Raw genomic sequence first — 18,428 nt, forward strand, 5'->3', positions numbered from 1 at the left:
GCATAACCTACGCCGCAACCTTCTTGCCCAACCCGAACGCATCCGCCAGCAAATCATACGACTTCTTGCGCGCGTCGTGATCGTACACGGCGGTGATGATCATCAGTTCGTCCGGCTTGCTCGCCGCGATCATCGGCTGCAGTTTCGCCAGCAGCGTCGCCGGGTTGCCGACGAACAGCCGCGTCCGGTTGCGCGCGATCGAGGCGCGCTCAGCGTCGGTGTAGGGATAGGCCAAAGCTTCCTCGACGCTCGGCAGCGGCAAATATTGGCCGCGGTCGCGGCGCAGCCGGTTGAGGTCCATCGAGGATGCGAGATTTTCGGCCTCGGCATCGGTTTCGGCGGCGACCGCGGCGATCGCCAATATGCCGTGCGGCGTGGTGCGCCAGCCTGACGGCTTGAAATGCGCGCGATAATTGGTCATAGCCTCGATCGCGTCATAGGACGCAAAATGATGCGCGAACGCGAAGCCCATGCCGACCTGCGCTGCGAGTTCGGAAGAATAGTCGCTGGAGCCGAGCAGCCAGATCGGCGGCAGCGGTGAATCGTCCGGCATCGCCACCACATTGTTGTAGGGATGCCCGGGCGGGAAGCCGCGGGTCTCCCACAGAATCAGCTCCTGCAGCCGTTCGAGAAAATCGTCACCCTCGCTGCGGTCGAGCCGGCTGCGCAGCGCGTGCGCGGTGGCGCCGTCGGTGCCGGGCGCGCGGCCGAGGCCGAGATCGATACGGCCGGGGAACAGCGCCTCCAGCATCTTGAAGCGCTCGGCCACCACCAGCGGCGCGTGGTTGGGCAGCATCACGCCGCCGGAGCCGACGCGGATGTTTTTGGTCACCGCCGCGATCTGCCCAATCATGAGGTCCGGCGCCGGGCTCGCCACCGACGCCAGATTGTGATGCTCGGCGAGCCAGTAGCGGACATAGCCGAGCCCATCGACATGGCGCGCCAGATCGATGCTGTTGCGCAGCGCGGCGGCGGGTTTTGTGCCTGTGGTGACGACGGAGAGGTCGAGGACTGAAAGCGGGATCATGCGGCTAACCTAGTGCGGCAATGCAGGGCCACAAAGGCCCCGGCCGTGCAGATCAGGCCCGCGCCGGAGGGGATGGAGATGCCGTCGCCGGGCAGCTGGAAGTGGGACAGACGAACATAAATCCTTAATATTTCCGTTCTGCCCAACAACGCCGAACCTAACCATTTCAATCCGATTTCTTGTACTTATATCCATAGAAACTGACCTTCTTTCACGGTTCGGCAACTTCGAGAATCTTGCCCACCGGACGTATTTTTGACCATCAGAATCGATATTTCTACTATAAGTGGGCAATTTCCCATCCTTAATGGGCTGTTTGAGCGGTCCCGTTTGGCCTATTTTAGTGTGCTGCAGCTAAGCCTGACGCCCGCGCACCTTTTTTGGAGTGTTTGAGTGCCATGACCGAGGTTACGCCCCCCGCGCCCGATGGGCACCGCGCGCTCACTTCGCCTGCGATCTCGTTCGAGTTCTTCCCGCCGAAAACCGAGGAGATGGAGCGCAGCCTGTGGGAGACCATCAACCGGCTGGCGCCGCTCGCCCCCAACTTCGTATCGGTGACCTATGGCGCCGGCGGATCCACGCGTGAGCGCACCCATTCCACCATCGCCCGCATCCTGAAAGAGACCAGCCTGACTCCGGCGGCGCATCTGACCTGCGTCGGCGCGCCGAAGGGCGAGATCGACGACGTGGTGGCGCGCTATTACGAGGTCGGCGTCCGCCACATCGTCGCGCTGCGCGGCGACCCCTCGACCGGCATCGGCACCGCCTACAAGCCGCATGCCGACGGCTATCAAAGCTCTTCCGATCTCGTGGCCGGCATCAAGCAGCGCTATCCCGACATCGAAGTCTCGGTCTCGGCCTATCCGGAGAAGCATCCCGAGAGCCCGAACTTCGACGCCGATATCGACACGCTGCAAGCCAAGGTCGACGCCGGTGCCGCCCGCGCCATCACGCAGGTGTTCTTCGATAACGATCTCTACTTCCGTTATCTCGACCGGGTGCGCGCCCGCGGCATCAGCATCCCGATCGTGCCCGGCATCATGCCGATGCACAATTTCAAGCAGGCCCGCAATTTCGTCACCCGCGCCGGCACCACCGTGCCCAACTGGCTCGCGGAGAAGTTCGACGGCCTCGACGACGACGCCGAGACCCGCAAGCTCGTGGCCGCCACCGTTGCCGCCGGCCAGGTGCAGAAGCTCGCAAAACACGGCGTCGATACCTTTCATTTCTACACCATGAACCGCGCGGACCTCGTGTTCGCCATCAGCCATCTGCTCGGCATCCGCCCGCATGGCGCACAGAAAGCCGCCTGATCCAATGACCGTGCCTGTCTCTCCGAAGCGAACTGCCCTGCTCGCGGCCGCCCGCGAACGCATCCTGGTGCTCGACGGCGCCATGGGCACCATGATCCAGGGCCTGCAATATGACGAGGCCGCGTTCCGCGGCGAACGGTTCAAGGATTTCCACCGCGACGTCCGCGGCAACAACGATCTCTTGATCCTGACCCAGCCGCAAGCGATTGGAAACATCCACGCCGCCTATCTGCGCGCCGGCGCCGACATCGTCGCCACCAACACCTTCTCCTCGACCTCGATCGCGCAGGCCGATTACGAGATGTCGGACCTCGCCTATGAACTCAACCTTGACGGCGCCAAACTGGCGCGTGCCGCCGCCGAGCGGATCAGCGCCGAGGACGGCAAGCCGCGCTTTGTCGCGGGCGCGCTGGGCCCGACCAACCGCACCGCCTCGATCTCGCCTGACGTGTCGAACCCCGGCTATCGCGCCGTCACCTTCGACGACCTGCGCAAGGCCTATGGCGAGCAGATCAACGGCCTCCTGGACGGCGGCGCCGATATGCTGCTGGTCGAGACCATTTTCGATACGCTCAACGCCAAGGCCGCGCTCTACGCCATCGCCGAAATCACCGAGGCGCGCGGCATCGACGTGCCCGTGATGATCTCGGGCACCATCACCGACAAGTCGGGCCGCCTGCTGTCCGGCCAGTTGCCGGAAGCGTTCTGGAATTCGGTGCGGCACGCCAAACCGATCACCATCGGCTTCAACTGCGCGCTCGGCGCGGAAGATCTGCGCGCCCACATTGCGGACATTGGCCGCGTCGCCGATACGCTGGTATGCGCCTATCCGAATGCCGGCCTGCCCAATGAATTCGGCCAGTATGACGAGACCCCGGAATATATGGCGCGGCTGATCGGCGAATTCGCGCAAGCCGGCCTCGTCAACATCGTCGGCGGCTGCTGCGGCACCACGCCGGACCATATCGCCGCGATTGCCGCCGCCGTGGCGCCGCACAAGCCGCGCGCCGTTCCCGTGATCGAGCCGCGTCTGCGGCTCTCGGGCCTGGAGCCGTTCGAACTGACGCCGGCGATCCCGTTCGTCAATGTCGGCGAGCGCACCAACGTCACCGGCTCGGCGCGATTCCGTAAATTGATCACCGCGGGCGATTATACCGCCGCGTTGCAGGTGGCGCGCGACCAGGTCGAGAACGGCGCCCAGATCATCGACGTCAACATGGACGAGGGCCTGCTGGATTCCGAGGCCGCGATGGTGACGTTCCTCAACCTCGTCGCCGCCGAGCCCGACATCGCCCGCGTCCCCGTGATGGTCGATTCCTCGAAATTCCACGTGATCGAAGCCGGCCTGAAATGCGTGCAGGGCAAGCCGGTGGTGAACTCGATCTCGATGAAGGAAGGCGAGGAGAAGTTCATCCACGAGGCGACCATCGCGCGGCGCCACGGCGCCGCCGTGGTGGTGATGGCGTTCGACGAGGCCGGACAGGCCGACACGTTCGCGCGCAAGACCGAGATCTGCAAGCGCGCCTACGACATCCTGGTCAACCGGCTGAACTTCCCGCCCGAAGACATCATCTTCGATCCCAATATTTTCGCGATCGCCACCGGGCTCGAGGAGCACAACAATTACGGCGTCGATTTCATCGAGGCGACGCGCTGGATCCGCAAAAACCTGCCGCATGCGCATATTTCCGGCGGCGTCTCCAACCTGTCGTTCTCGTTCCGCGGCAATGAGCCGGTGCGCGAGGCGATGCATTCGGTGTTTCTGTATCATGCGATTCATGCCGGCATGGACATGGGCATCGTCAATGCCGGGCAGATGATCGTCTATGACGACATCGATCCCGAATTGCGCCAGGTGTGCGAGGACGTCATCCTCAACCGCGACCCCGGCGCGTCCGAAAAATTGCTGCAGCTCGCGGAAAAGTTCCGCGGCAAGGAGAAGCAGACAAAAGAGCAGGATCTGGCCTGGCGCGAATGGCCGGTCGAGAAACGGCTGTCGCACGCACTGGTGCACGGCATCACCGAATACATCGAGGAAGACACCGAAGCCGCGCGCAAAACCGTGGAGCGTCCGCTCAACGTGATCGAAGGCCCGCTGATGGCGGGCATGAACATCGTCGGCGATCTCTTCGGCGACGGCAAAATGTTTTTGCCGCAGGTGGTGAAATCCGCCCGCGTGATGAAGCAGGCGGTCGCGTACCTGATGCCGTTCATGGAAGAGGAAAAGGCGCGCAACCTCGCCAACGGCATCGTTGGCGACGGCCGCCACGCCGCCGGCAAGATCGTGCTCGCGACCGTCAAGGGCGACGTCCACGACATCGGCAAGAACATCGTCGGCATCGTGCTGCAATGTAACAACTTTGAGGTCATCGACCTCGGCGTCATGGTGCCCGCCGCCAGGATCATCGAAACCGCCAAGGCCGAGGGCGCCGACATCATCGGCCTGTCCGGCCTGATCACGCCGTCGCTGGACGAAATGAGCTTCCTCGCCGGCGAAATGGAACGGCAGGGCATGAAGATGCCGCTGCTGATCGGCGGCGCCACCACCAGCCGGGTTCATACCGCCGTGAAGATCGACCCGAATTACAAGGGCGGGCCGGTGGTGCATGTCAACGACGCCAGCCGCGCCGTCGGCGTCGCCTCGTCGCTGCTGTCGCCCGACCGGCGCGTGGCCTTTGCCGCCGACATGCGCACCGAATACGCCAAAATCTCCGCGGCGCATTTCCGCGCCCAGGCCGACAAGAAGCGGCTGAAGCTCGCCGCCGCCCGTGCCAATGCGGTGACGATCGACTTCGCCAAGACGCCGCCGAAGAAGCCGGCGTTTTTGGGCATCAAGAGCTTTGACGCCTACGACCTCGCGGAGCTCGCCGAATACATCGACTGGACGCCGTTCTTCCAGACCTGGGAACTGACCGGGCGCTATCCCGCGATCCTCGACGATCCCAAGATCGGCGAAGTCGCCCGCTCGCTCTATGACGACGCCCGCAAGATGCTCGACCGCATCGTCCAGGAGAAATGGTTCACGGCGCGCGCCACCATCGGCTTCTGGCCGGCCAATGCCGACGGCGACGATATTGCTGTCTACGCCGACGATGCCCGCAAGCAAGAGATCGCGACCTTCCACACCCTGCGCCAGCAGCTGGAGAAGCGCGAAGGCCGTTTCAACGCCGCGCTGTCGGATTTCATCGCGCCGGTATCGTCGGGCGTGCCGGACTATATCGGCGCCTTCGTGGTGACGGCCGGGATCGGCGAGGATTTGGTCGCCGACCGCTTCAAGAACGCCAATGACGACTACTCCTCGATCCTGTGCAAGGCACTGGCCGATCGCCTCGCCGAGGCCTTTGCCGAGCGGATGCATGCGCGCGTGCGCCGGGAATTCTGGGGTTACGCGCCGGACGAGGTACTTTCGCCCGATCAGCTCATCCTCGAGCAATATGCCGGCATCCGCCCGGCGCCCGGCTATCCCGCGCAGCCCGATCACACCGAGAAGGCCACGCTGTTCGCTCTGCTCGACGCCGAAAACACCGCGGGCGTGAAGCTGACCGAGAGCTACGCGATGTGGCCGGGCTCGTCGGTCTCCGGGCTCTATTTCAGCCATCCCGAAAGCTTCTATTTCGGCGTCGGCAAGATCGAGCGCGACCAGGTCGAGGACTATGCCGCGCGCAAGGGCATGACGGTGGCCGAGACCGAACGCTGGCTGGCGCCGGTGCTGAACTACATCCCCTCCCAGGACCGCCCGCAAGCGACGCTGCCGTTGGCGCCCGCCGCAACGGCCGTCCCCGCCAACGACACCGCCTCGCACCCACCGGGTTGCACCTGCGCGGTGCATCTGGCCTGGCGGAAAAAGGCCGTAGGGGCCTAAGTCGTCATCACCGGGCTTGACCCGGTGATCCATCTCATGAAGATCGATGGATGCGCGGGTCCCTGACGCGAAGACGCGCTTCGCGCTTTCGCCCGCGAATGACAAGGGAGTGTGTCTCTCCATGAAATTCTTCTCCTTCTGGCGATCGCAGGCGAGCTTTCGGGTCCGCATCGCGCTCAACCTGAAAAAACTGCCGAGCGAGGTCGTGTTCGTCGATCTCGATGCCGACGTGCATCACGCCGACGCGTTTCGCCGGATCAATCCGCAGATGGCGCTGCCGGCGCTGATCGAAGATGACGGCACCACACTGTTCCAGTCGCTGGCGATCATCGAATATCTCGAGGAGACCCACCCGACCCCGCCGTTGCTGCCGGCCGATCCCCGCGGCCGCGCCCGGGTGCGCGCGCTGGCGCTGATGGTCGCCTGCGAGGGCCATCCTTTGCTGGTGCCGCGGGTGCGGCGCTATCTCGATCACGAACTGAATGTGCGGGACACCCAGCAGACGGCGTGGCGGCGGCACTGGACCGTCGAGACGCTGGCCGCACTCGAAGGCCATCTTGCCGGCCACAAGGATACCGGCCGCTTCTGCCATGGCGACACGCCTTCGCTCGCCGACATCTGCCTCGCCGGCCACGCCACCGTGGCTGACATGCTGCAGATCAATCTTGCGCCGTGGCCGACCGTGAAACGCATCTACGAGACATCCATGGCGATGCCGGAATTCGCGACGGCACATCCGCTGGCGCAGCCCGACACGCCGGAGGCGATGCGGCCGAAGGGATGATCCCTCCGCGTCATTGCGAGCGGAGCGAAGCAATCCATCGCGCCACGCAAAGAAAGAATGGATTGCTTCGTCGCAAGCGCTCCTCGCAATGACGTGGTGAGTTCTGATTCAAATTTCAAAGAGCAGATACGCGCTCGCATTCTCGCGGCGCGATCCGCCCGAGCTTTGCGTCAACTTCGCTCCCTCGTGAAACACAGAGGGCGCAGGGAAGACCGGGTGCGCGCTGCACCCGCGGTCTCGTGTGCAAAACTGCACAAAAATACGCACACGAGCATACAGGTTCAGCGGAGGCATCCGGCCTTCCCTGCGCAATGGTTTACGGCTTATAGCGCGCTCTCCCCGGTGACCGGCTTGTTTGCCACCGTCATCGGCGGGATACCGCGCTCGATCCATTTGGATCGATGCGCAACCGCCAACTTGACGCCAGCATCGGGGCGTCAGAACCACACGACTTCGCCGTCCGCGTCGGCCGCGCTCGTCAGTCGCAGCCTTCACGTCCACCGCATCCCACCGCGCGTTTCGTGACGATCGCGAGCCGCCCCTCTTCTTGGGTGAGACGCGCGGAGTCAAACCACTGATTTGCCCGACGGCGAAAGCGGAATATTTTTTCTGTGAGGGCTGGACAGGTTTTTTTTGATTTGCCCGTCGGGCAAATTAGGCGCGCCATCTTTCGGCTCTTGCGCCCCCTCTCCCGCTTGCGGGGGAGGGTTGGGGTGGGGGTCTCTCCCCACGACGAGACCACCGAGTGGATAGACCTTCCCCCACCCGCCGCGCTCTGCGAGCGCGTCGACCTCCCCCGCAAGCGGGAGAGGTGCAGCGGAATCCGCAGCGATAAAAGCTCACCCCTTCGGCGGGTCGAGCCTCTGCACGATCTCCTGAAACGGCGGCAGCGCCTCGCAGCGCGCGGCGTGCGCCTGCAGCGCCGGATAGCGCGCGTCGAACAGCGCAGGATGCCCCTCGCCGGTGAAGCGCAGCGCGCAGGCTACCATGATGTCGGCATGGCCGATGCGTTCGCCGAACCAGTAGGGCGTGGCAACGCCCGCGCGCTCCTTTTCCAGCACCTCCAGCACGCCCGATATCTGCGCCTCGCAGCGCTCGACCCACAGCTTGAGCTGATCCTTGCGCAGCACGCGCTCGTAGATCAGGCTGACCGCCTTGTCGGCGAGCCCGCTTCCCAGCGCGCAGATCTTCAACGCATGCCGCCGCGCTTCGCCGCGCGCCGCAATCATCGCCTTCGCCGGCCCGACCAACTCATCGAGATAATCCAGGATCGCCGTACTCTCGATCAGCACCTCGCCGCCCTCCAGCACCAGCGTCGGCACCCGCCGCAACGGATTGAACGGCGCGATCTTATCGGCCTCGCCGAAGGTCGACCACGGCCGGTGCTCGAACGGCAGCCCATAAAGCCGCAGCGCAATCGCGACACGGCGGACGAAGGGGGAGTCGTATTGGCCGATGAGGAACATTGGGGTTTTATTCTCTCCGCTCGTCATGGCCGGGCTTGACGGCGCGTAATAGATCCTGAAATGCCTTTGCAAGAATCCAGTTTTCGTGCATCGAACGACGTTGTTCAGCGTTCAACTCCGGAGCGTTGAACTTATAAACTACGCCCGATGCCTCCTCTGCAGGCCCCCAGTCGACAGCAAGCGCTCTGAAATGGAGATTGACGATTTCGGTACTGGCGATAACTGCCGAACCAATAATTCCGGACAGCCGATTGGGATTCAGCTCGAGTTTAAGCTTTTGATTCTGTCCAGTCATCGAGACTCCACCTCCCCCCTCACCTTGGCGTCAGCGTAATCGCCTCCGCCGTCGCCGCCTCAACCGCCGCGCGGCTGTACAGCAGCGGCACGTATTGCCCCGTTGCCCACAACGGCGCGAGATCGCGGTAATGGCCGCTGAAGGGATCGCCGGATTGACCGGGGGTGTTGATGGTGCGGCTGGCGTCCCAGCCGCCGACATCGAGCACCATGCGGAACGAGGCGCCGCTGATCAACCGGTAATCGGAACGCCGATAGGTGGCCGCGTGCGGCACATTGCCCGCGCCGCCCAACGCCAATGGTCCCACCGAAAGCTGCGACGCCGTGGCCTTGTCCGCCAGCGGCATCAGCGCGTGATCGAACTTGGCGACGTGCAACCGGTCCCAGCGCCAGGTGGTGGAATCCTCGCCAAGTCTGTCCACGACCTCGGCGACTGCGCTGCCCAGACTGTCGCGGAGAATGCGATCGCGCGCGGCTGCGGGCTCGTCCAGGAGCCGAGGATCCGGCACTTCAAGGAATGCAACCATCGCCGGAATGCCGGACGCCTCCGGCGCGATCAGATTGGCGGCCTTGGGCGCCGCGGTCTTCAGCAACTCGGCGCCGAGGTGATTGGCGATCCAGACCTCGAACAATGCGGCGGCGGCGCTGTCGGCGCTATCGCGCGCGTCCCACGCCTTCAGCAGCTCAAGGCCCTTTTTGACATTGGCGTCGTCGGAAGAGAGCGGCTTCAGCAGCGCGACCAGCCGCCGCGCCAGCATCGAGGTGTCGTCGTTCTGCAGATCCATCGCGTCGGCCAGCGTCATCTTCCTGTTGGCCTGCAGCACCTCGGCGATGCGCTGCCAGCGCGCGCTGTCGGCCCATTCGAAGCCGACCTTGCGCTCGGCGACGGGATAATCGTCCGGCAGGTTCATCTGGTTGGCGGTCGCGAACCAGCCCTGCTTCGGCTGATAGACCTTCGGCAGTTCGTCGAGCGAGAGAAAGCCCTGCCACTCGTAACGGCCGTCGCCGGGCACCGGCATCAGGCCGTCAAAATTGACGCGACGCGGCGTCTTGCCGGCGGCGACCCAGCCGATGTTGCCTTTGGTGTCGGCATAGACCTGGTTCTCCGACGGCGCGCCCCAGCGCCGCATCGCGGTGAGGAAGCCGTTCCAGTCCTTTGCGGTCATGTAGTCGGACGAGCCGAAATAGGCCGAGGTGCCGGGCTCGAACCAGATCGAGCGCACGGCGAAGGCGCGCTTGTTGGCCTCGTCGACATAAATGACGGGGCCGTGGCGGGTAAACTTCAGCTCGAGGTCGTGATCGCCCTCGCCCTTCACCTGCTCCTTCTCGTGGACGATGCGCATGTCTTCCCAGCCGTCACGATAGCGATACTGGTTCGGGTTGGCGGGATTGAGCTCGTAGACGTAGAGGTCTTCCTGATCCACGTTGAAGATGGTCAGGCCGAACGCGATGGTGTCGTTGTGGCCGATCGATATCCCGGGAAGCGCCGGTTCGCCGGCGCCGATCACCGACAGGCCGGGCGCGTTGAGCCCGACGATGTAGCGCAGCGACGGCACGCTGTGCCCGCGGTGCGGATCGTTGGCGAGGATCGCGCGGCCGGTCGCGGTCCGCGCCGGGGCGACCACCCAATTGTTGGAGCCGATGGTGTCGCGCTGCTGGTCGGCTTCTGCGAGATACACATCGGGATCGTGCGCCAGTTCCGCCTTCTGGTCCTTGGCCAAAGCAAAGCGCACCGGCCGGGTGGCGAGGTCGTAAGACGCCAGCACCGCCTTGGGCACGCTGCAGGGATCAAGCCCTTCGGGAATCTTCGTCGTCCATGATGGTTCGAGCTTGACCCGCAGGCGATCCGCCTCGAGCCCGGCCGCGCAGGCGACCAGCGAGCGCTTGACCTCGGAGGCGACGTTTCGCGTCAGTCCGTGGCTGCGAATCCGGACCACGTCGTCCGCCGACCACAGATCCGGCATGGTGCCGGCGATCTTGAACTCGATCGGGCGCGGCCGCCGTCCGGCCTGCACATCGCCGACATAGGCGTTGACGCCCGCGACGAAGGCTTCCGCGAAGGTTTTGGCCTTGGGGCCATACGCCGCCCACTCCGCCTTCATGTCGCCGCGGTAGAGAAACAGCCGCAGCGCCTTGTCCTGCTCGGCATAGGCAGGGCCGAAATCCTTCGCCAGCAGTCCGAGCCCGCGCTTGCGCCAGAGGTCGATCTGCCACAGCCGGTCGCGCGCCGCGTTAAAGCCCTGCAGGAAAAACAGGTCGTGCTCGTTGCCGGCATAGATGTGCGGGATGCCCCAGACATCGACCAGGATTTGCCCCGGCGCCTGCAACCCGGCGACATCGGTGCTGGTCTGGCGCGCGGCGGATAAAGCATTCTCCTTCTCGCGGGCAACGACGCCGGAGGCGGTGAGTGAAACAAACACTGCGGAGCCAAGCAGCAGTCGAATGGCGCGGTTGAAACCCTTGATCTTCATTTTCTTCTTGCTCCCTGGTCGCGGCCTAGCAGATCAACGCATCACTCCCCCTCGTCGCTCGCCAGCACGCCCTTCACCGCGCGCGCCCAGCCGGCGAGCTTCCGCTCCCTTGTCGCCTGGCTCATCGCCGGCTTGAAGCGGTGCTGCAGCCGCCAATTGTCAGCGAACTTTGCGGGCTCGGGATAGACGCCGGCCTGCAGCCCGGCGAGATAGGCCGCGCCGAGCGCGGTGGTCTCCTGGATCATCGGGCGGTCGACCGGCGCGTCGAGCAAATCGGCAAGGCGCTGCATGGTCCAGTCCGACGCCGCCATGCCGCCATCGACACGCAGCACGATGGTGGCGGCCTTGGCGTCGGGCCAGTCGGCGCGCATCGCGGCCCATAAGTCAAAAGTCTGGTAGCACACGCTTTCCAGCGCGGCATGGGCGAGCTCGGCGGGGCCGGTGTTTCGGGTGAGGCCGAACAGCGCGCCGCGCACCCGCGGATTCCAGTAGGGCGCGCCGAGGCCGACGAAGGCCGGAACCAGATAGACGCTCTGCATGGAATCGGATTTGTCGGCGAGCGGGCCGGTCTCGGCGGCCTGCTTGATGATGCCGAGCCCGTCGCGCAGCCATTGCACCGCGCTTCCAGCGACGAAGATCGAGCCTTCCAGCGCGTAGGTCCGTTTGCCCCCGAGCTGATAGGCGATCGTGGTCAGCAGCTTGTTTTTCGATTTCACCGGCGTGCTGCCGGTGTTGAGCAGCGCAAAGCAGCCGGTGCCGTAGGTCGACTTCATCATGCCGGGCTCGAAACAGGCCTGGCCGATGGTCGCGGCCTGCTGGTCGCCGGCGATGCCTGAGATCATGATGCTGCCGCCGAACAATTCCGGCGCGCTGTCGCCGAAATCGGCGGACGAATCCTTCACCTCCGGGAGCATCGAGCGCGGCACGCGCAGGATCTTCAGCAACTCGTCGTCCCACGCGCCGGTATGGATGTTGAACAGCAGCGTGCGCGAGGCGTTGGTGGCGTCGGTCGCGTGCACCTTGCCGCCGGTCAGCCGCCACAAGAGATAGCAATCGACGGTGCCGAACATCAGTTCGCCGCGATCGGCGCGTTCGCGCGCGCCGGGAACGTGGTCGAGGATCCACGCGACTTTGGTGCCGGAGAAATAGGGGTCGATGATCAGGCCGGTCTTGGCCGAAATTGTGGGCTCATGGCCTTCGGCCTTCAGCCGGGTGCAGATATCGGCGGTGCGGCGGTCCTGCCAGACGATGGCGCGGTGCACGGCCTGGCCGGTGGCGCGGTCCCATACCACCGTGGTCTCGCGCTGGTTGGTGATGCCGATCGCGGCGATGTCTTTTGCGGTGAGGTCCGCCTTCTTCATCGCCTCGCGGCAGACCGCAACGGTGGAGGTCCAGATGTCCTCCGGCTCGTGCTCGACCCAACCCGAGGCCGGAAAATGCTGAGGGAATTCAGCTTGCGCCGATGCGGCGATGGAAATGTCGCTGCGGAATACGATGGCGCGCGAGGATGTGGTGCCCTGATCGATGGCCAGCACAAAGGACATTGGCGTTGCTTCCCGGAAGGATTGATTTGGGCAAGGCAAGCGGATTGGGAGGGGAAGGTCAATATGGGGCGTGCCACAAGCACGATGCGCTCCCTCTCCCGCTTGCGGGGGAGGGCTGGGGTGGGGGCAGCCGCGAGGGAGGTGTTAGAGAAGATCGCAGGGCACGTTCAGCAGCGGGACTCGCGGAGAGTCCCCCACCCGCCTCGCTTCGCTCGGCACCCTCTCCCGCAAGCGGGAGAGGGAATATTACGCCGAAGCCGTCGTGACCCCGCCATCGACCACGATGGTCTGGCCGGTCATGAAGGTCGAGGCGTCGGAGGCGAGATAGGCCACCGCGCCGGCGATCTCGTCGGGCTCGCCGATCCGGCGCAGCGGCGTGGTGGCGGTGCGGTGCTTCAGCCGCGCCTCGTCTTCCCACAGCGCGCGGGCGAAATCGGTCTTGACGAGGCCCGGCGCCACGCAATTGACGCGCACGCCCTTCGGGCCCCATTCGCCGGCGAGGCTGCGGCACAGCGAGAAATCCGCCGCCTTGGAAATCCCGTAGGCGCCGATCACGGTCGAGCCGCGCAGCCCGCCGATCGAGGACACGATCACCACCGAGCCCTTGCCGCGCGCGGCCATTTGCGGGATCGCGTGCGAGCACAGCCAGATATTGCTCTTGACGTTGGAGCCCATGATCTTGTCGAAGGCCTCGTCCTTGATGTCGAGCAGCGGGCCGTAATACGGATTCACGGCGGCGTTGCAGACGAGGATGTCGACCTTGCCGTAGTGCTTGGTCGCGCCCGAGATCAGCGCCTCGACTTCGTCGCGGCGCGAGATGTTGCAGGGGATGACGTGGGCGTCGCCGCCGGACTTGTTGATGCCGTCGGCAACCTCCTTGCAGGCGTCGGCCTTGCGGCTGGAGATCACCACCTTGGCGCCGAGCTTTGCCAGCAACTCGGCCGAAGAGCGGCCAATGCCGCGGCTCGAACCGGTGATGACGGCGACGGTGCCTGTAAGATCGAACGGGGTGTTTTTCATTGTTGTTACCTCCCTGAATTGTTCGCGCTCGTCATTGCGAGGAGCGTAAGCGACGAAGCAACCCGCACTTGCTTTGCCGCTTGATGGATTGCTTCGCTGCGCTCGCAATGACGGAAATTGAGTTCGTCATTCCGGGGCGATGCAAAGCATCGAACCCGGAATGACGACTGAGTTCCTACACCAATCCCCCACCATCCGTGACGCGGCGGAGATGGTAGTCGGTGTCGCCAAAGGTGTTTTCGATCATGGTCAGGCGCTTGAAGTAGTGGCCGATCTTGGCCTCTTGCGTCATGCCGATGCCGCCATGGAGCTGGATCGACTGCTGGCCGACGAACTTTGCGGATTTGCCGATCTGCACTTTCGCCGCCGCCACCGCCGTCGCACGTTCCCTGGCGTTGTCGAAGTCAGCGGCCATGGTCGCGAACATCGACATGCTGCGGGCCTGTTCGAGGGCCACGAACATGTCGGCGGCGCGGTGCTGCAGGGTCTGAAAACTGCCGATCGGCACGCCGAACTGCTTTCGCGTTTTCAGATATTCGACGGTGGTCTTCAGCGATTCATCCATCGCGCCGACCGCCTCCGCGCACATCGCGGTGCGGGCCTCATCGACCACGCGCTCGATCAGGGCGAGACCATTCTCGGGATCCCCGATCGCGGCACTGCCGTCGACCTCGACGCCGGTCAGCGTGATGTCGGCCGCGTGCAGGCCGTCCTGGGTCGGATAACCTTTGCGGGTGACGCCCTTGGCATTCGCGAGGACCAGGAACACGCCGATCCCGGCCTTGTCGCGCTGGCTGCCCTTGGTGCGCGCGGTCACGATCAAGGTGTCGGCGTTCTCGCCGTTGAGCACGACGAACTTTTCGCCGTCGATCACCCAACCCGACCCTTTCTTCTTGGCCGTGGTCACGACGTCATGGAGATCGTAGCGCGAGTTCTTCTCCAACTGCGCGAAGGCGAAGGTCTTGCTGCCGTCGATGATGCCGGGAATGTGCGCGGCCTTCTGTTCGGCCGAGCCGCCATGGCGCAGGAAGCCGCCGGCGATCACCACCGTGGGGAGATACGGCTCCAGCACCATCGCCTTGCCGAGCGCTTCCATCACGATCATGGTCTCGACCGCGCCGGCACCGAAGCCGCCGTCGTCTTCCGAGAACGGCAGGCCGAGCAGGCCCTGCTCGGCGAGCTTGCCCCAGACGGCTTTGCTCCAGCCGCCCTTCTCCGCCATGTATTTCTTGCGGTGGTCGAAATCGTAGGAATCGTTCAACAGGCCGTCGACGCTTTCCTTGAGAAGCCGCTGCTCCTCGGACAAATCAAAATCCATGTTCTTTTCTTTCTCCAAAATTCAACGCGGGCAACGCTGTTGCCGAGCTTTCCATTGTCATCCCCGCGAAGGCGGGGATCCAGTAATCGCCGGCGGCCATCGTTGATCACGACCGCCGCGGCGTACTGGGTCCCCCGCCTTCGCGGGGGACGACGACCTGTTGTGTTGCGCCTCTTACAACCCCAGCACCGCCTTGGTGATGATGTTGCGCTGGATCTCGTTGGAGCCGCCGTAGATCGAGACCTTGCGGTTGTTGAAGTAGCTCGGCGCGATCTGGGCGGTCCAGTCCATGGTCTCGTTGGAGCCGTCGTCGCCATGCTCGTCATAGGGCGCGGCGAACGGGCCGATCACTTCCATCAGAAGTTCGGTGGTGGTCTGCTGGATTTCCGAACCCTTGATCTTCAGCACCGAGGACGCCGGATTGGGCTTGCCCTTGCCGTGCTTGTTCTCGTCGGCGACGACGCGGAGCTGCGTCAGTTCGAGCGCCTTGAGCTCGATCTCGACCGCGGCGAGCTTTTCGCGAAAACCCTGGTCCTCGAGCACCGGCTTGCCGCCGGACTCGACCTTGGACGCGAGGTCCTTGATGCGGCGCAGCCGCTCCTTGGAAACGCCGACGCGGGCGATGCCGGTGCGCTCATTGCCGAGCAGGAATTTTGCGTAATCCCAGCCCTTGTTCTCCTCGCCGATCAGGTTCTCAACGGGCACCTCGACGTCGTCGAAGAACACCTCGTTGACCTCATGGCCGCCGTCGATGGTCTGGATCGGGCGCACCGTGACGCCCTTCGACTTCATGTCGAACACGATGAAGGAGATGCCCATCTGCTTCTTGGCATTGGTGTCGGTGCGGCACAGGCAGAAGATCATGTCGGCGTGCTGCGCCAGCGTGGTCCAGGTCTTCTGGCCGTTGATGATGTATTTGTCGCCCTTGCGCTCGGCCTTGGTCTTCAGCGAAGCGAGGTCCGATCCCGAGCCCGGCTCGGAGAAGCCCTGGCACCACCAGTCGTCGACATTGGCGATGCGCGGCAGATATTGCTTCTTCTGGGTCTCGTTGCCGAAGGTGTAGATGACCGGACCGACCATGCTGACGCCGAAGGCGAGCGGCGCGGGCGCGGGGTGCATCTGCAGTTCTTCGTTGAAGATGTAATGCTGCACCGAGGTCCAGCCGGTGCCGCCATATTCCTTCGGCCAGTGGCTGACGCCCCAGCCCTTCTTGTTCAGGATGCGCCACCAGGCGACCATCTCGTCCTTGGACAGATGACGGCCCTCGACCAGTTTGCGCCGTGTCTCCGGCGGCACGTTATCCCTGAAGAAGGCCCGCACCTCCTCACGAAACGCCATTTCTTCCCTGCTGAAAGCGAGATCCATCGGATCCTCCTGTGAGCGAATTACATTCGTAGGTTACGCAAAATCTTACGTCGTCGTCCCGGCCTTGTGCGCAATTGCGCACTTGGGGCCGGAACCCATAACCACCGGCGTTCGCGGGTAGTAAAAAGCATCTGCCACAGCACCCAAACGCGAGATCACGCGGTATGGGTCCCGGCTCAAGGCCAGGACGACGGGGGTGGTCATGACCGCCCTCCCGACGCGACTTGTTGTTTGGCTTGCGACGACGGCTGCTGCTGGCGCAGTTCGTGGCGCGATAGCTTGCCGACCGAGGTGCGCGGCAGTTCCTCGACGAAATCGAGTGCTGCGGGAATTTCGTGCTTGCCGAGCTTGCCGGTTAGAAAAGCCTTGAGTTCGTCCAGCGTGAACGGCTTGGCGTCGGCGCGCAGCTTGATGAAGGCCTTTGCCGCTTCCCCGCGGTAATCGTCGGGGATGCCGATCACGATCACTTCCTGCACGCCGGGATGGGTATAGATCGCCTGCTCGATCATCTGCGGATAGACGTTGAAGCCGCCGGAGATGATCATGTCCTTCTTGCGGTCGACCAGATAGAAATAGCCATCGGCATCCATGTAGCCGATGTCGCCGGTCAGGAAGCGATCGCCGACAAAGGCCTCCGCGGTTTCCTTCGGCCGGTTCCAGTAGCCTTTGGTCACATTGGGCCCGCGAATCCGGATCTCGCCGACTTCGCCGACCGGCATCAATTGCTTCGGATCCTCCAGCGATACCACGTCCATCTCGATGCCCGGCAACATCAGCCCGATCGAGCCCGGCTTGTCCGGGCCTTCCTTGGGATGGCCGGTGCCGGGCGAGCAGGTCTCGGTCATGCCCCAGCCGCTGTTCAGCTTCATGCCGACCTTGCGCTCGAAGATTTTTGCCACCTCGACCGGCAGCGGCGCGCCGCCGGAGCCGCAACTCACCAGCGAGGAGAGGTCGCGCTTGTCGAGATCGGGCAGTGCCGCGATCGCGATCCACATCGTCGGCACGCCGGGGAACGCGGTGGCGCGCTTGACCTCGATGTCGCGCATCACGGCTTCGACATCAAAACGCTGGTGCAGCGAAATCAGATTGCCGCGCCGGATCGACGACAGCAGCACCACCGTCAGCGCAAAGATATGAAACAGCGGCAGCACGCAGATCACGCGCTCGATCGCGTCGCGCTCGGCGCGCGCCGGCTTGCCCCAGACGTCATAGACCGACACCGCCGACGTCAGATTGCCGTGGCTGAGCATGGCGCCCTTCGGCAGCCCGGTGGTGCCGCCGGTATATTGCAGCAGTGCGACGTCGTCGGCCGAGATAACAGGCCATTGCGCGGGCTTTGCCGCGCCATCGACGAATTGCCTGTAAGTGATAACAGCGGGGTTATTCGGCAGCGGCGTCTGCGGCGTCCCGACCTTGCCCCAATGATCGTCCTCGCAGACGATCAGGCGATCGAGCAGGCCCTTGTCGAGAAATTTCAGCGCGGTCGGCAGCAAAGCCGAGAGGTTGGAGGTGACCAGCACGCGCGCGCCGGAGTCGGAGAGCTTGTGCGACAGCGCGATCTCGCCGTCGAGCGGCGACAGATGCACGATACGGGCGCCGGCCTTCAGCGCGCCGAAGAAATTGACGGGATGGTCCGGCGAATTGCCGAGGAACAGCGCGACCGATTTGTCCTTGCCGCAACCGGCGCGGAGGAAGGCGGAGGCCGCGGTCTCCACCAGCGCTTCCAGTTCGGTGTAGCTGATCGGCCGGTCGCGGAATTCGATCGCCGGCCGCGCGCCGTATGCGGCGGCCGCCTCCGACAGCAGGTCCGGCAACGTGCCGCGCGCGATCGCATCGTCCCAATGAACGCCTTGCGGATAAAACTGTTCGCCGGGATGGGTCATGAGGGCTTTCAGGAAAAGCAGTCGTCATTCCGGGGCGCGACGAAGTCGCGAACCCGGAATCTCGAGGTTCCCCGGTGTGCA

At 64.2% G+C, this 18,428-nt stretch carries 12 protein-coding genes; 3 read left to right on the top strand and 9 right to left on the bottom strand.

What is annotated here, in order from left to right; all coding sequences use genetic code 11:
• Positions 1 to 7: 7 nt before the first annotated feature.
• Positions 8 to 1,027, bottom strand: a complete 1,020-nt coding sequence (locus V1289_RS16590) for an LLM class flavin-dependent oxidoreductase (protein ID WP_334397892.1) — start codon at positions 1,025 to 1,027, stop codon at positions 8 to 10.
• A 398-nt stretch (positions 1,028 to 1,425) separates the two neighbouring features.
• Here V1289_RS16590 and metF point away from each other — a divergent pair, with 398 nt between their 5' ends.
• From metF to maiA, 3 genes are all read left to right on the top strand, one after another.
• Entirely contained in the window at positions 1,426 to 2,340 is a 915-nt protein-coding gene (gene metF, locus V1289_RS16595; RefSeq protein ID WP_334397893.1) for a methylenetetrahydrofolate reductase [NAD(P)H], read from the top strand.
• A 4-nt stretch (positions 2,341 to 2,344) separates the two neighbouring features.
• Positions 2,345 to 6,202, top strand: coding sequence for a methionine synthase (gene metH / locus V1289_RS16600; RefSeq protein WP_334397894.1), 3,858 nt, complete (start codon positions 2,345 to 2,347; stop codon positions 6,200 to 6,202).
• Positions 6,203 to 6,323: 121 nt separating this feature from the next.
• Entirely contained in the window at positions 6,324 to 6,986 is a 663-nt protein-coding gene (gene maiA, locus V1289_RS16605; RefSeq protein ID WP_334397895.1) for a maleylacetoacetate isomerase, read from the top strand.
• A gap of 839 nt (positions 6,987 to 7,825) precedes the next feature.
• On the opposite strand, the gene V1289_RS16610 is transcribed toward maiA, so the two are convergent.
• The 8 genes from V1289_RS16610 to pimA form a co-directional block, all read right to left on the bottom strand.
• Entirely contained in the window at positions 7,826 to 8,452 is a 627-nt protein-coding gene (locus V1289_RS16610; RefSeq protein ID WP_334397896.1) for a glutathione S-transferase family protein, read from the bottom strand.
• Between the two features lie 7 nt (positions 8,453 to 8,459).
• Positions 8,460 to 8,747 carry a hypothetical protein gene (locus V1289_RS16615; protein ID WP_334397897.1) on the bottom strand — a complete coding sequence of 96 codons (288 nt, stop codon included), beginning with the start codon at positions 8,745 to 8,747 and terminating at the stop codon, positions 8,460 to 8,462.
• Positions 8,748 to 8,766: 19 nt separating this feature from the next.
• Entirely contained in the window at positions 8,767 to 11,217 is a 2,451-nt protein-coding gene (locus V1289_RS16620; RefSeq protein ID WP_334397898.1) for a penicillin acylase family protein, read from the bottom strand.
• A gap of 41 nt (positions 11,218 to 11,258) precedes the next feature.
• Positions 11,259 to 12,761: a glycerol kinase GlpK gene (glpK, locus tag V1289_RS16625; RefSeq protein WP_334397899.1), complete on the bottom strand. Its 1,503-nt coding sequence runs from the start codon at positions 12,759 to 12,761 to the stop codon at positions 11,259 to 11,261.
• A gap of 246 nt (positions 12,762 to 13,007) precedes the next feature.
• Positions 13,008 to 13,781: an SDR family NAD(P)-dependent oxidoreductase gene (locus V1289_RS16630; RefSeq protein WP_334397900.1), complete on the bottom strand. Its 774-nt coding sequence runs from the start codon at positions 13,779 to 13,781 to the stop codon at positions 13,008 to 13,010.
• Positions 13,782 to 13,956: 175 nt separating this feature from the next.
• Positions 13,957 to 15,099 (bottom strand): pimeloyl-CoA dehydrogenase small subunit, encoded by a 1,143-nt coding sequence (gene pimD, locus V1289_RS16635; protein ID WP_334397901.1) that lies wholly within the window; start codon positions 15,097 to 15,099, stop codon positions 13,957 to 13,959.
• 174 nt (positions 15,100 to 15,273) lie between these two features.
• The gene (gene pimC, locus V1289_RS16640; RefSeq protein ID WP_334397902.1) at positions 15,274 to 16,464 is read right to left on the bottom strand and encodes a pimeloyl-CoA dehydrogenase large subunit; all 1,191 of its coding nucleotides are present in this window, start codon (positions 16,462 to 16,464) and stop codon (positions 15,274 to 15,276) included.
• A gap of 200 nt (positions 16,465 to 16,664) precedes the next feature.
• Positions 16,665 to 18,347, bottom strand: coding sequence for a dicarboxylate--CoA ligase PimA (pimA, locus tag V1289_RS16645; protein WP_334397903.1), 1,683 nt, complete (start codon positions 18,345 to 18,347; stop codon positions 16,665 to 16,667).
• Positions 18,348 to 18,428: the final 81 nt, after the last annotated feature.

This window comes from Bradyrhizobium sp. AZCC 2289 (assembly GCF_036924615.1).
In the GTDB taxonomy this organism is placed as follows: domain Bacteria; phylum Pseudomonadota; class Alphaproteobacteria; order Rhizobiales; family Xanthobacteraceae; genus Bradyrhizobium.